Origin of the sequence: Pseudomonas pisciculturae (genome assembly GCF_015461805.1) — a bacterium.
Lineage (GTDB): Bacteria > Pseudomonadota > Gammaproteobacteria > Pseudomonadales > Pseudomonadaceae > Aquipseudomonas > Aquipseudomonas pisciculturae.
In genome coordinates, this window is sequence record NZ_JACVZE010000004.1 from 401216 (window position 1) to 415668 (window position 14453).

The following is a 14453-nucleotide window of genomic DNA, read 5'->3' on the forward strand; positions in this document are numbered from 1 at the left end:
CATGAAAACCCTGTTGAACCTGGCTATCGCCGCCACATTGTTGAGCGCCCTACCCGCTTGGGCCTGCACGCCGGAAGAGGCCGCACAAAAACGTGAACAGCTGGCCGAGAAGGTCAAGAGTGTGACCGAGCACAATCCGGACAAGGCCAAAGAGATCAATGAAGAGCTGCGCAAGATGGATGTCGATACCGCCTCTGCCGACTTGCCCGACAAGTGCCAGTTGATCGAGCAGCGCCTTAAAGACCTGGACGAAGCAGCCGCGAAAGCCAAAAGTTAAAGGCAAAAAAAAACCGGACACAGGTCCGGTTTTTTTGTGCCCGCGATTTACTCGGCGGCCGGTGCTTCTGGCTTGCGACGCTTGAGCGGGGCCATGCCATCCTTGCTGACGAGCGACAGGTTGTCGGTCTTCGGACGGTTGGCGATCTTGCGCTTGGTCGGCGACTTGGCGCCGGTTTTCTTCTTGTCGCCCTTGGCGTCGGTCTTTTTCTTCTTCACGCCAACGGCCTTGCCCGACGCCTTGACCTTCTTCGGCCCGGTGTACGTGCCTTTGACTTCCTTGATGGTACGGCGCTCGAACGACTGCTTGAGGTAGCGCTCGATGCTCGACATCAGGTTCCAGTCGCCGTGGCAGATCAGCGAGATGGCCAGGCCATCGTTGCCAGCACGCCCGGTACGGCCGATACGGTGCACGTATTCGTCACCGCTGCGAGGCATGTCGAAGTTGATCACCAGGTCCAGGCCGTCTACGTCCAGGCCGCGAGCGGCGACGTCGGTAGCTACCAGGATCTTCACGCCGCCGGCTTTGAGGCGGTCAATGGCCAGCTTGCGGTCCTTCTGGTCTTTCTCGCCGTGCAACACGAACGCTTTGTATTCCTGGGCCACCAAGCGGCCGTAGATACGGTCGGCGGCAGCACGGGTGTTGGTGAACACGATGGCCTTCTGATAGGTCTCGTTGGCCAACAGCCAGTTGAGGATCTGCTCTTTGTGCACGTTGTGGTCGGCGGTGACGATCTGCTGGCGCGTGGTGGCGTTCAGATCGCTGACGTTGTTGACCTGCAAGTGCTCAGGGTTGTTCAGCACTTTGGCAACCATGTCGCGCAGGGTCGAACCGCCGGTGGTGGCGGAGAACAACATGGTCTGCTGGCGGTTGACGCATTCGCCCACCAGGCGCTGTACGTCGTCGGCAAAGCCCATGTCGAGCATGCGGTCGGCTTCGTCCAGCACCAGCACTTCGACTTCCTTGAGGTCGAGGTTGCCGGCGTTGAGTTGCTCGATCATGCGGCCTGGCGTGCCGATCAGAATGTCCGGCACCTTGCGCAGCATGGCAGCCTGGACCTTGAAGTCTTCCCCACCGGTAATAATGCCGGACTTGATGAAGGTGAACTGCGAGAAGCGCTCGACTTCCTTCAGAGTCTGCTGGGCCAGCTCACGGGTTGGCAGCAGGATCAGGGTCTTGATGCTCACACGAACTTTGGCCGGGCCGATCAGACGATTCAAAACTGGCAAGACGAAAGCAGCGGTCTTGCCGCTACCGGTTTGAGCCGTCACCCGCAGGTCACGCCCTTCGAGCGCGAGCGGGATGGCCGCTGCTTGCACAGGCGTAGGCTCGACAAATTTAAGCTCGGCCACGGCTTTGAGCAGGCGTTCGTGCAGGGCGAATTGGGAAAACACGGGTGCTACCTCGAAGAAATACAAAATATCAGCTGCATAGGGTAACGGTTTCGGGCGTCCAAACCGAGTTTCTTTACGCGAACGGTGCTAATCAGCTGCTTTTTTGTGAGCTCTTTTGTCCGTGAGGCCAACTTTGTAGCACTTCAATGCTCTAATCGCCCCGTCTTGTCCCACAGAAGAATCGGTTTCACCCATGGATATCAAACAGCTCTGGCTCAACGCCCAGGACCTCTGGGGCGCCCTCGATGAACACCCGATCTTGCATGCCGGCCTCGGCTTGCTGGTGTTACTGGTGGTGGCCCTGCTGCTCGGACGAGTGGCACGCTACCTCATCCTCCACACGGTCAAGCTGCTCGGCCGGCAACCGGCCCTGCATTGGCTTAACGACCTGCGACACAACAAAGTCTTCCATCGTCTGGCCCAGATGACGCCATCGCTGGTGATCCAGTTCGGCCTGTACCTGGTGCCAGACCTGAGCAAAACCGCCATTCTGTTTATCGGCAACGTGGCCCTGGCAATCACCATCCTGTTCCTGGTGCTGGCCATCAGCGCCCTGCTCAACGCCCTGCTGGACATCTACGCCCGTACCGAACACGCACGCACCCGCTCGATCAAGGGCTATGTGCAGTTGGCGAAAATGGTGCTGTTCGTGTTTGGCGCGATCATCATCGTCGCCACCTTGATCGACCGTTCACCGCTGTTGCTGCTGTCGGGTCTGGGTGCCATGTCGGCAGTGATCCTGTTGGTGTACAAGGACACCTTGCTGTCGTTCGTCGCCAGCGTGCAACTCACCAGCAACGACATGCTGCGGGTCGGCGACTGGATCGAAATGCCCCAGGTCGGTGCCGATGGCGACGTGGTGGACATCACCCTGCACACGGTCAAGGTGCAGAACTTTGACAAGACCATCGTCTCCATCCCCACCTGGCGCCTGATGTCCGAATCGTTCAAGAACTGGCGCGGCATGCAGGCCTCGGGTGGGCGACGCATCAAGCGCAGCCTGTTTATCGACGCCAGCGGCGTGCGCTTTCTGCGCGACGATGAAGAAGTGCGCATGACCCAGGTGCACCTGCTCACCGACTACATCGGGCGCAAGCAGGCCGAGCTCAAGGCCTGGAACGAAGCCCAGGGCCACAGCGCGCAACTGTCGGCCAACCGCCGCCGCATGACCAACCTCGGCACGTTCCGCGCCTACGCCCTGGCCTATCTGAAAAGCCACCCGGACATCCAGCCAAACATGACCTGCATGGTGCGCCAGATGCAAACCACCGCACAGGGTGTGCCGCTGGAGATCTACTGCTTTACCCGCACCACTGCGTGGGCCGATTACGAGCGTATCCAGGGGGATATCTTCGATTACCTGCTGGCGGTGCTGCCGGAATTTGGCCTTAGCCTCTATCAACAGCCTAGCGGCAATGACCTACGCGCCGGTGTGTTGCCTGCCGTGATGGGCGCCAGCCACCTGCCTGAGCCGAAAAGAGCCTTGATCTAGAGCGATTGAGCACAGCCGTTCAATCGCTCTGCTAAAAAAATCGCGACGCTTGCCTCATTGGAAATCCTTTGAGGCAACGCCGATGCGCGCTCCAACCCTGCTTTCACTTCTGCTGACCGGTACCTGCAACAGCGTGCTGGCGGCAGGCCTGATCGAGGACTCGACCCTCGATGTGCTCAGCCGCAACTTCTACCTCGACAACAAAGAGCGCTCCCCCTCAAGCAAACCGCACAAAGAGGAATGGGCCCAAGGCTTTATCGCCAACTTCGCCTCTGGCTTCACCCCCGGCACCCTTGGCATAGGTGTCGACGCCCATGCCTTCGTCGGCCTGAAACTCGACGGCGGCAGAGGTCATTCGGGCACCGGCCTGCTGCCCGTGGACAGCAACGGCCGCAGTGAAGGCAACTATTCAAGCGCCGGTGGTGCTCTCAAGTTGCGTGCCTCCAAGACCGTACTGTCGGTGGGCGAAATGACCGTCGAAACCCCGGTATTCGACACCTCCGACAAACGCCTGCAACCGGAGTATGCCACCGGCCTGTTGCTGGACAGCCGCGAGATCGACGCCCTGCACTGGCAGGCCGGGCATTTCACCGCCTTTAAAAATCAGGACGCCTCCACGGCACGTGGTGATTTCAACGGTTACGGCGCCAGCACTCGTGGCGGCGCCATCGACTTTATCGGTGGGCAATTCTTCGAAGGCCAGCCCGTGGGCGGCGCGCTGTACACCTCGCAATTAAGTGACACTTGGCGCCAGTACTACGCCAACCTGCATTGGTCGCCGGCCAACTGGATGCTCGACGGCAATATCTACCGCACCGAAGATCAAGGCAACGCCGAAGCCGGGGCCATCGCCAACACCGCCTACAGCCTGGCGGGTAAATACAGCTTCGCCGCGCAATCAGTGACCCTGGCCTATCAGAAGATCAACGGCAACACGCCGTTCGACTTCGTGGGTGGCGACTCCATCTACCTCGCCAACTCGATCAAATACGCCGACTTCAACGGCCCCGGCGAAGGCTCCTGGCAGGTTCGTTATGACTTCAACTTCGCCACCTTCGGCATTCCCGGCCTGAAGTTCATGACCCGCTACGTCACAGGCAATGGCATCGATGGCACCCATGCGCCACAAGGCGGCGCATACCAATTCCAACAAGGTCGCGGCGGCCGACATTGGGAGCGCGATATCGACCTGCACTACGTGGTGCAATCCGGCCCGGCCAAGGACCTGTCGGTGCAGTTGTCTCATGTCAGCCATCGGGCCAACAGTGCCCAGGCGGGGGACGATATAGATCGGGTGTACGTGGTGGTTGAGTACCCATTGAAGTTGCGTTAAGCCTGAAGAAAGTGACGAATAGCAATCGCCACCCCCTCGGTCTGATACCGCCGCGCCGCCGCTTCAATCTTCAATTCGGCACGGGTCACGCGCTGGTGGTGGCGCAAATGGCCGAGCCAGGATTCGTCGTAGAACACTTCGCACCAGCGGCGCGGGTTTTGGCTGTCTTGCACCAGGCTCCAGGAAAACGAGCCGTTGCGTTGGCGCATACGACGTACCGGGCTCATTGCCCGGGTGAAGGCCTGGATGTGCTGCGGGTCGATGTCGTATTCGAGCGTCACCATTACTGGGCCACGCTCCTGGTGCTGCCCTTCTGCCAGCAGCGGTTGCGGCCAGTGCAATGAGGGCGCCAAGTCGTCGGCCTTGCGTTGCGGCAAGGCCACGCGCCAAGTCAGCAATACGCCCAATACCAGCACCGAACCGGCAGCACTCAACGCCTGGCTCATGGAGCTGTGACTGGCGACCCAGCCCCAGAGCAAACCGCCCACGGCCATGGAGCCGAAAAACATCAGGATATACACCGCCAACGCCCGTGCCCGCACCCAGGCTGGCACCGACGTCTGTGCCGCCACCTGAAAGCTGGACAACACCGCGATCCATGCAGCACCGCTGATCAGCATCACCGGGATCAACAGATAGAAATCCCGTACCCAAGCCAAGGCAAATAGCACCAGCGCGTAGACCAAACTGGCAATGGCCACCAACTTGTCCACGGGCAGCACCTGGCGCAAGCGCGGCAGCACCATCGCGCCGAGCACCGCACCGATGCCCACACTGCCCAGCAACACGCCAAACTGCGCCGCACTGCCGTGTAACTCTCCACGCACAATCAGCGGCAACAACGACATCCCGGCGCTCGCGCCAAAGAAGAACGCCAGCGTGCGCACCAGCACCCGCTGCAACGGCCGCGAACTGCGCGCATAACGCCAGCCCACCCGTACCGCACTGAACAGCCGTTCGGCCGGCAGCACCGCCACTTGCGCCTCACGCCGCCATAGGCACAACACCGAAATCACCGCAAAGAACGACAGTGCGTTCACCGCAAACGTGGCCCATGGCCCCACCAGGCTCACCAACACCCCGGCGATTGCCGGGCCCACAGCGCGGGCCAGGTTAGTGCCTACGCTGCTCAGGGCGATGGCCGACGGTACCTCGTCGGCCGGCACCAGTTCCGGGGTCAGCGAAGACCACGCCGGCATCATCAAGGCCGTGCCCACGCCCATGCCCAGGGTCAATAGCAGCAACAACGGCACCGTCATCATCCCGCTCAAGGTCAACACCGCCAGCAGCAACGCCACGGTGGCCATCCACGCCTGCACCATCAACAGGTAGCGACGCTTGTCGACAATATCCGCCAGCGCGCCCGCTGGCAGCGCCAGCAGGAACATCGGCGCCGCGCTGGCCACTTGCACCAGGGCGACGGTCATCGGGTTTGCCGACAGCGAAGTCATCAACCAACCGGCGCCGACTTCGTGCATCCAGGTGCCGATGTTTGAAGCGATGCTGGCAAGCCAGAGCCCACGGAAGATCGAGTGTTTCAATGGGCTCCATGGGGAGCGGGCGGTGGCGGTTGTCATGGCGCAAACCTATCGAAAAAAGCGCAAAAAAAAGCCACAGCCCAAGGGCTGTGGCCTCCAATATTGTTACTTGACCTGACGCTGCGGCGCGCCGTGCACCATGGTGTAGGCGTAGTCCACGCCCATGCCGTAGGCGCCGCTATGGTCGCGTACCAGTTCCATCACTTCGTCGTAGGTTTCTTTGTGCGCCCAGTCGCGCTGGTATTCGAGCAGCACTTGCTGCCAGGTCACCGGCACCGCGCCGGCTTGGATCATGCGCTGGATCGACATGTCATGGGCTTCCTTGGTGGTGCCGCCGGAAGCGTCGGTGACGATGTACACCTCGTAGCCTTCGGCCAGGGCTTCCAGGGCCGGGAAGTTCAGGCAAACCTCGGTCCACAGCGCGGCCATGATCAGTTTTTTGCGGCCGGTGGCCTTCACGGCAGCGACCAGCGCCTTGTCTTCCCAGGAGTTCATCGAGGTGCGCTCGATCGGCTGTTGGTCAGGAAACACGCTGAGCAGTTCCGGCCAGATGTAACCGCTGAAGCTTTTGGTTTCCACCGACGTGAAGATGGTCGGCACGTTGAAAATCTTGGCCGCCTTGGCCAGGGCCACGGTGTTGTTCTTCAGGGTCTGGCGGTCGATGGACTGCACGCCGAAGGCCATCTGTGGCTGGTGGTCGATCAGGATCAGGGTGGAGTTGGATGGGTTGAGCAATTCGCGAATAGACATGGTGACTTCCCTCTAATGACTTGGTTTTTTAGTTGCTTCCAGCGTTGCTGGCGGCTTGGAAGTAACTTTACGGGCTAGCCAATATCGAAACAATTACCTAAAATATGGATTCATTGATTCTATAAAAGGGACAATCATGGACCGCATCGAGTGCATGCGTGCGTTCGTCGTCACCGTCGGCGAAAACGGCTTTGCCGCTGCGGCCCGAGCGATGGATGTGCCGCGTTCAAAAGTCAGTAAACAGATCCAGGCGTTGGAAGAAGCCATCGGCGTGCAGCTGTTGCAGCGCACCACCCGCAGCCTGCATTTGACCGAGGCCGGCGCCGAATACTTTGAGGCCGCACGTGAAGTGATCGCGGCCCTGGACGAAGCCGAACAGCGCGCTCGCGATGGAATCGGTGAGTTACGCGGCGTGTTGCGGGTGAACGCGCCGATGTCGTTCGGCTTGCATCGGCTGGGGCGGCTGATTCCGTTGTTCCATGAACAGCACCCCAATATCGAATTGCAGTTGGTGCTCAGCGATCAACAGGTGGACCCGGTGCGCGGCGGCTTCGATGTCACCATCCGCATTGCCAGCCTGCCCGACTCCACCATGATCGCCCGCCAACTGGCACCGGCCCCGCGCATCATGGTGGCATCGCCGGCCTACCTGGAACGTGCCGGCACACCCCAATCGCCACAAGACCTGCGCCAGCATCAATGCCTGAACTACGGCTACCTGCAAAGCGGCGTCAGCCTGCAACTGAGCAACGGCAAAGACACCCAGCGCGTCAACGTCACCGGCCCCTTGCACGCCAACAACGGCGACCTGCTGGCCCAAGCCGCTGAGGCCGGCATGGGCATTGCGCTGCTGCCAGACTTTATCGTCGAACAAGCCCTGGCAGCCGGCCGCTTGGTGCCGGTGCTCTGTGAATGGCAGGCGCCGGCGATCACGGTGAATGCGGTTTACTCGTCGGCAAGGCGGGTGCCGCAGAAGACGCGGGCGTTTGTGGATTTTCTGGTAACACAGTTGGCCGTCACGGCATAACCGAATCTAATGTGGGAGGGGGCTTGCTCCCGATAGCGGTGGATCAGTTAGAACATCCTTGACTGACACACTGCTATCGGGAGCAAGCCCCCTCCCACATTGGTTTTGCGGTGCCTTCGAGCGTTACTTCACAGCCCCCAACCGACTAATCCACACCGCCCCCAAAATCACCAACCCACCCAACGCCAGCCGCCCCAGTGGCTCGTGCTGGTTCCAGATCAGCAGGTTCAGCAGCAACCCCACCGGCACATGCAGGTTGTTCATCACCGCCAGCGTGCCGCCCTGTACCAGGCAGGCGCCTTTGTTCCACCAGTACATGCCCAGCGCCGTGCTGACCAACCCGAGGAACACCAGCACGCCCCATTGCAGCGGGGCGTCGGGCAGGTAGTTGGCCTTGCCGAACAGCAGAAACGCTGGCAGCACCACCAGCAGCGCGCCGACGTAGAAAAAGCCGAAGCGTCGGTAATGCGGCTGGTCACTCGGATAACGCGCCACCAAGTGCTTGTACATCACCTGCCCGGCGGCATAGGTGAAGTTGGCCAGTTGCAGCAGCAGGAAGCCACCGAGGAAGTGCGCCGTGATCTGGTCGAAGCGAATCACCGCCGCGCCCGCCACCGCCACCAGGGCGGCGACCAATGCCCAAGGATTGAAGCGACGGTTAAGGGCGTCTTCGATCAACGTCACGTGCAACGGCGTGAGGATGGTAAACAGCAGCACCTCCGGCACCGTGAGCACCCGAAAGCTCAGGTACAGGCATACGTAGGTCACGCCGAATTGCAATGCACCGATCACCAGCATGCCGCGCATGAAGGCTGGCTCCACCGAGCGCCAGCGAGTCAGCGGGATAAAGACCAGGCCCGCCAGCAACACGCGTATCAGCACCGCAAAGTAACTGTCGACATGACCGGCGAGGTACTCGCCGATCAAGCTGAAGGAAAATGCCTGAATCAGGGTGACAACCAGTAGATAGCCCATGCGCGCCTCGTTTCGAATGGGCGGGACATTAAAGGTTTTCGGCGGTTGAAGAAACTCGGGGCAAAAAAAACCCGACCTCGCTATAGCGTCAGTCGGGCAGGAGCACTCAGGAGCAGAAGTGCAAAGGGAGGTTCGTTACGCGTACTTGAAGGGTTTGCGTGGAGCGATATAAACAGCGCGGGATTATCTGACGATTAAAGGATCATCACGCAACCTGCGCAATCAGCGCCTTGGCGTGGTTGATGCCTTTTTCCTGGAAGTCACCGCTCAGGTTCACGCCCTCGGCGTGAATGAATGTGACGTCATGAATCCCGATAAAGCCCATGACTTGGCGCAGGTACGGTTCCTGATGATCCGAGCTGGCACCGGTGTGGATACCGCCGCGAGCGGTGAGCACGATGGCGCGTTTACCGGTCAGCAGCCCCTGTGGGCCCGTAGCGGTGTACTTGAAGGTCACACCGGCCCGCAACACGTGGTCCAGCCAGGCTTTGAGGGTACTGGGGATGGCGAAGTTGTACATCGGTGCGGCCATTACCAGCACGTCAGCGGCCAGCAGTTCGTCAGTCAACTCGTTGGAGCGTGCCAGGGAGGCCTGTTCAGCAACGTTGCGTTGGTCCGCTGGTTTCATCCAGCCGCCGAGCAGGTTGGCGTCCAGGTGCGGCACCGGGTTGAGCGCCACGTCACGCACAGTGATCTGGTCTGCCGGGTGGGCGGCCTGCCATTGGCTGATGAATTGTTGAGTCAGTTGGCGGGAAATCGAATCCTGCTGGCGGGCGCTGCTTTCGATGATCAGAACATTGGACATGGCTTCGTAGGCTCCATCTGAAACTGCTGTAAGTCGATGGAGTGAAGATTAAACAGAGCCAATTCGATTAAAAAGCGCAAAAAACTGCTATAACCCATCTATAAATTTGTTTATAAGCGGAGCATGCTCCGCTGCTGATCACTTCGGCGCGCAAGCCAGGGCGATACGCATCTTGATGATGGCGCGGTTGAACTTGACCGTCGTGTTGGTGCTTTTGCCCGCCGGCACCGTCAGGGTGCGCCGACGCGGCGCCTCTGGGCCGTTGGTGAAGGTTACCGAGCATACGGCGTCATTGGTGCCGTAGTTATTGAGCTGGATCGAGCTGATATCGCCGTCCACATCCGAAGGGGTGTAATCAATGCTGACGCCGTCGATTTTTTTAGTCACGTCGATGGGGTAGGCAAACGCGCTCATTGGCAGCAGCGCCAGCAGTACATAACAGAATTTTCTCATTCGGCAGTCTCCAATAAGGACTGTCAGCTTAGGACAAGAGGAACCCATCTTGAAAGCGCCCCGCGTTACCCTCGATCAATGGCGCACGCTGCAAGCCGTGGTCGACCACGGCGGCTTCGCCCAGGCGGCCGAAGCGCTGCACCGTTCGCAGTCCTCGGTGAGCTATACCGTGGCCCGCATGCAAGACCAGCTTGGCGTACCGCTGTTGCGTATCGACGGGCGTAAAGCGGTGCTTACCGATGCCGGTGAAGTGCTGTTGCGTCGCTCGCGGCAACTGGTGAAAAACGCCAGCCAACTGGAAGACCTCGCCCACCATATGGAACAGGGCTGGGAAGCCGAAGTACGGCTGGTGGTCGACGCCGCCTACCCGAATGCGCGACTGGTCCGCGCCCTCTCCGCCTTTATGCCGCAAAGCCGTGGTTGCCGCGTGCGCCTGCGCGAAGAGGTGCTGTCCGGCGTTGAAGAGTTGCTGATCGAAGGCGTGGCCGACCTGGCCATCTGCGGTTTCAGCATCCCCGGCTACCTGGGTACGGAAATGAGCAACGTGGAATTTGTCGCCGTGGCCCACCCCGAGCATGCCCTGCACCGCATGAACCGCGAGCTGAGCTTCCAGGACCTGGAAAGCCAGATGCAGGTGGTGATCCGCGACTCCGGCCGCCAACAGCCTCGCGATGTGGGCTGGCTCGGCGCCGAACAGCGCTGGACCGTCGGCAGCCTGGCGACCGCCGCCTCGTTCGTAGGCAGTGGCCTGGGCTTTGCCTGGTTGCCCCGGCACATGATCGAACGCGAACTCGCCGAGGGCGTGCTCAAGCAGCTACCCTTGGAACAGGGCGGCAGCCGCCACCCCACGTTTTACCTGTACTCAAACAAGGACAAACCTTTGGGGCCCGCAACGCAGATCCTCGTGGAGCTGCTGCGCACCTTCGATACCGCCCCGTTGGACGCGCCTTTCGCTGCCCCCCAGCAAGCCTGAAATGGAGTTCACCCATGGCCTGGTTCGACCATGAAGGATGCAGCCTGCACTACGAGGAATACGGCCACGGCACGCCGCTGATTTTGATCCACGGCCTGGGCTCCAGCAGCCAGGATTGGGAGTTGCAAATTCCAGTGTTGGCAGCGCATTACCGCCTGATCGTGGTGGACGTGCGTGGTCATGGTCGCTCCGACAAACCTCATGAGCGCTATAGCATTCAAGGTTTCACCTTTGATCTGGTCGCCCTGATCGAGCATCTCAACCTGCCGCCGGCCCATGTGGTTGGGCTGTCCATGGGCGGCATGATCGCCTTTCAGTTGGCGGTGGACGAGCCGGCCCTGGTCAAGAGCCTGTGCATCGTCAACAGCGCGCCCGAAGTCAAGGTACGCAGTGCCGATGACTATTGGCAGTGGGCCAAGCGCTGGAGCCTGGCGCGGGTGCTGAGCCTTGCCACCATCGGCAAGGCGCTGGGCGACCGATTGTTCCCCAAACCTGAGCAAGCCGACCTGCGCCGCAAGATGGCCGAGCGCTGGGCAAAAAACGACAAACGTGCTTATCTCGCCAGCTTCGATGCGATTGTGGGCTGGGGCGTGCAGGAACGACTTTCACGGATTACCTGTCCAACCTTGGTCATCAGCGCCGACCACGACTACACCCCCGTGGCGCAAAAAGAAAACTATGTAAAACTGCTGCCCGATGCGCGCCTGGTGGTGATCGAAGATTCCCGCCATGCCACGCCCTTGGACCAACCCGAAGTCTTTAACGCAACCCTGCTCGATTTTCTAGAGACAGTCGAAACCACTACCCAGGATCACTGACCCATGCTGAAAAAAATCGCCTTCTTTGCCGGTTCTGTTCTGTTCGCTGCCAACCTGATGGCCGCTGAGCCTGCCAAGGCGCCCCACGTGCTGATCACCACCACCAACGGCGATATTGAAATCGAGTTGGACCCGGTCAAGGCACCCATCAGTACCAAGAACTTCCTGGCCTATGTGGACAAGGGTTTCTACACCAACACGATTTTCCACCGCGTGATCCCGGGCTTCATGGTCCAGGGCGGTGGGTTCAATGCGCAGATGTCGCAAAAACCGACCGAGGCGCCGATCAAGAACGAAGCCAGCAACGGCCTGCATAACGTGCGCGGCACCTTGTCGATGGCCCGCACGTCGAACCCGAACTCGGCCACCAGCCAGTTCTTTATCAACGTGGCCGACAACGCCTTCCTCGACCCAGGCCGCGATGCCGGTTACGCGGTGTTCGCCAAAGTGGTCAAGGGCATGGACGTGGTCGACATCATCGTCAACTCCCAGACCACCACCAAGCAGGGCATGCAGAACGTGCCAATCGATCCTGTCATGATCAAGTCGGCCAAGCGCATCGACTGAGGTCAGCAGGCAGTTCTGTGCGTAACTCACAAGGTTGCGCACACATTTGAAAGGAGAGCCCGCCCGGCGGGCGTCAACCCTAATGCTCTATCGTCGTTTTGAACAACTGATCGATATCTTCCGCGACGCGCCAAGCGAAGCCCCACCCGATAAAGTCCTGCCCTTCTACCTCTACTACCTGCGCCAGGTGTGGCCGCATTTTGCCGCCTTGCTGGTGGTGGGCCTGATCGGCGCGCTGATCGAAGTGGCGCTGTTCAGCTACCTGAGCCGCATCATCGACCTGGCCCAGGGCACGCCGCCGGCCAATTTCTTTCAAGTACACAGCGCCGAGTTGATCTGGATGGCCGTGGTCGCTTTGCTGCTGCGCCCGATCTTCGGCGCCCTGCATGACCTGCTGGTGCACCAAACCATCAGCCCCGGCATGACCAGCCTGATCCGCTGGCAGAACCACAGCTACGTGCTCAAGCAGAGCCTGAATTTCTTCCAGAACGACTTCGCCGGGCGTATCGCCCAGCGCATCATGCAAACTGGCAACTCCCTGCGCGACTCCGCCGTGTCGGCAGTGGATGCGATCTGGCACGTGGCGATCTACGCCATCAGTTCCCTGGTGTTGTTTGCCGAGGCCGACTGGCGCCTGATGATCCCGCTGGTGACGTGGATCATCTGCTACAGCCTGGCCCTGCGCTACTTCGTGCCTCGGGTCAAAGAGCGCTCGGTGATCTCCTCCGAAGCACGCTCCAAGTTGATGGGTCGCATCGTCGATGGCTACACCAACATCACCACCTTGAAGCTGTTCGCCCATACCCAGTCTGAGCAGCAGTACGCCAAGGAGGCGATCATCGAGCAGACCGAAAAAACCCAGCTGGCCAGCCGCGTGGTTACCAGCATGGACATCGTGATCACCTCCATGAACGGCCTGCTGATCGTCACCACCACCGGCCTGGCGTTGTGGTTGTGGACGCAGTCGATGATTTCCGTGGGCGCGATCGCGCTGGCTACGGGTTTGGTGATCCGCATCGTGAATATGTCCGGTTGGATCATGTGGGTGGTCAACGGTATTTTCGAAAACATCGGCATGGTGCAGGACGGCCTGAAAACCATCGCCCAGCCCTTGGCCGTGATCGACCGTGAAAACGCCCCGCGCCTGAACGTACCCCATGGCGAAGTGCGCTTTGAACAGGTGGATTTTCACTACGGCAAAAAGAGCGGGATCATTGGCGGGCTCAACCTTGAGATCAAGGCCGGCGAGAAAATCGGCCTGATCGGCCCGTCCGGCGCGGGCAAGTCCACTCTGGTCAACCTGCTGCTGCGCCTGTACGACCTGCAAGGCGGGCGCATCCTGATTGACGGCCAGAACATCGCCGACGTCGCCCAGGAAACCCTGCGCGAACAGATCGGCATGATCACCCAGGACACTTCCTTGCTGCACCGCTCGATACGCGACAACCTGCTGTACGGCAAACCGGACGCCACCGACGAAGAGCTCTGGGCCGCCGTGCACAAGGCCCGCGCCGATGAGTTCATCCCACTGCTGTCAGACGCCGAAGGTCGCACCGGGCTGGACGCCCATGTCGGCGAGCGCGGAGTGAAACTTTCCGGTGGGCAGCGTCAACGTATCGCCATCGCCCGCGTACTGCTAAAAGACGCACCGATTTTGATCATGGACGAAGCCACGTCGGCGTTGGATTCGGAAGTGGAAGCGGCGATTCAAGAAAGCCTCGAAACCCTGATGCAGGGCAAGACGGTGATTGCGATTGCCCACCGCTTGTCGACGATTGCGCGGATGGACCGCCTGGTGGTGCTGGAGAAAGGTCAGATTGCCGAGAGTGGCAGCCATGCCGAGTTGCTGGCTCATGGTGGGTTGTATGCGCGGTTGTGGCAGCATCAGACAGGGGGCTTTGTCGGTATCGACTAATAATTTTCAGTTCGTACACGGTTCAAAATGTGGGAGGGGGCTTGCCCCCGATAGCGGTGGGTCAGTCAATAGATACAGCGACTGACACTCCGCCATCGGGGGCAAGCCCCCTCCCACATTTGGTCGCATTTCAACA

Annotated in this window: 14 protein-coding genes; 8 read left to right on the forward strand and 6 right to left on the reverse strand. The window is 60.2% G+C overall.

What is annotated here, in order from left to right; all coding sequences use genetic code 11:
- Position 1: 1 nt before the first annotated feature.
- Positions 2 to 277: a hypothetical protein gene (locus tag ICY20_RS13750; protein WP_159961805.1), complete on the forward strand. Its 276-nt coding sequence runs from the start codon at positions 2 to 4 to the stop codon at positions 275 to 277.
- Positions 278 to 324: 47 nt separating this feature from the next.
- Here the strand turns inward: ICY20_RS13750 and ICY20_RS13755 are convergent, their stop codons facing one another.
- Positions 325 to 1671, reverse strand: a complete 1347-nt coding sequence (locus ICY20_RS13755; protein ID WP_016979359.1) for a DEAD/DEAH box helicase — start codon at positions 1669 to 1671, stop codon at positions 325 to 327.
- Between the two features lie 193 nt (positions 1672 to 1864).
- On the opposite strand from ICY20_RS13755, the gene ICY20_RS13760 reads away from it, so the two are divergent.
- Positions 1865 to 3163, forward strand: a complete 1299-nt coding sequence (locus tag ICY20_RS13760; protein WP_159961807.1) for a mechanosensitive ion channel family protein — start codon at positions 1865 to 1867, stop codon at positions 3161 to 3163.
- 82 nt (positions 3164 to 3245) lie between these two features.
- Positions 3246 to 4496, forward strand: coding sequence for an OprD family porin (locus tag ICY20_RS13765; protein WP_194937728.1), 1251 nt, complete (start codon positions 3246 to 3248; stop codon positions 4494 to 4496).
- Here ICY20_RS13765 and ICY20_RS13770 read toward each other — a convergent pair.
- Entirely contained in the window at positions 4493 to 6073 is a 1581-nt protein-coding gene (locus ICY20_RS13770) for an MFS transporter (RefSeq protein WP_194937729.1), read from the reverse strand. The genes ICY20_RS13765 and ICY20_RS13770 overlap by 4 nt on opposite strands.
- 66 nt (positions 6074 to 6139) lie before the next feature.
- On the reverse strand, positions 6140 to 6784 hold the full coding sequence (locus tag ICY20_RS13775) for a hydrolase (protein ID WP_159961813.1): 645 nt from the start codon (positions 6782 to 6784) through the stop codon (positions 6140 to 6142).
- A 136-nt stretch (positions 6785 to 6920) separates the two neighbouring features.
- On the opposite strand from ICY20_RS13775, the gene ICY20_RS13780 reads away from it, so the two are divergent.
- Positions 6921 to 7811, forward strand: coding sequence for a LysR family transcriptional regulator (locus ICY20_RS13780; RefSeq protein WP_159961814.1), 891 nt, complete (start codon positions 6921 to 6923; stop codon positions 7809 to 7811).
- Positions 7812 to 7934: 123 nt separating this feature from the next.
- Here ICY20_RS13780 and ICY20_RS13785 read toward each other — a convergent pair whose 3' ends face one another.
- From ICY20_RS13785 to ICY20_RS13795, 3 genes are all read right to left on the reverse strand, one after another.
- Positions 7935 to 8786, reverse strand: coding sequence for a carboxylate/amino acid/amine transporter (locus tag ICY20_RS13785; protein ID WP_159961816.1), 852 nt, complete (start codon positions 8784 to 8786; stop codon positions 7935 to 7937).
- Between the two features lie 205 nt (positions 8787 to 8991).
- Positions 8992 to 9591 carry an FMN-dependent NADH-azoreductase gene (locus ICY20_RS13790; protein ID WP_159961818.1) on the reverse strand — a complete coding sequence of 200 codons (600 nt, stop codon included), beginning with the start codon at positions 9589 to 9591 and terminating at the stop codon, positions 8992 to 8994.
- 138 nt (positions 9592 to 9729) lie between these two features.
- Positions 9730 to 10044: a 3-phosphoglycerate kinase gene (locus ICY20_RS13795; protein ID WP_159961820.1), complete on the reverse strand. Its 315-nt coding sequence runs from the start codon at positions 10042 to 10044 to the stop codon at positions 9730 to 9732.
- A gap of 49 nt (positions 10045 to 10093) precedes the next feature.
- Between ICY20_RS13795 and ICY20_RS13800 the strand changes: the two genes are divergently transcribed.
- From ICY20_RS13800 to ICY20_RS13815, 4 genes are all read left to right on the forward strand, one after another.
- Entirely contained in the window at positions 10094 to 11017 is a 924-nt protein-coding gene (locus ICY20_RS13800) for a LysR family transcriptional regulator (RefSeq protein WP_159961822.1), read from the forward strand.
- 14 nt (positions 11018 to 11031) lie between these two features.
- Positions 11032 to 11835 carry an alpha/beta fold hydrolase gene (locus ICY20_RS13805; protein ID WP_159961823.1) on the forward strand — a complete coding sequence of 268 codons (804 nt, stop codon included), beginning with the start codon at positions 11032 to 11034 and terminating at the stop codon, positions 11833 to 11835.
- Positions 11836 to 11838: 3 nt separating this feature from the next.
- On the forward strand, positions 11839 to 12402 hold the full coding sequence (locus ICY20_RS13810; RefSeq protein ID WP_159961825.1) for a peptidylprolyl isomerase: 564 nt from the start codon (positions 11839 to 11841) through the stop codon (positions 12400 to 12402).
- Between the two features lie 82 nt (positions 12403 to 12484).
- A complete protein-coding gene (locus ICY20_RS13815) occupies positions 12485 to 14317 on the forward strand; it encodes an ABC transporter ATP-binding protein (RefSeq protein ID WP_159961827.1) in 1833 nt (610 codons plus the stop codon).
- Positions 14318 to 14453: the final 136 nt, after the last annotated feature.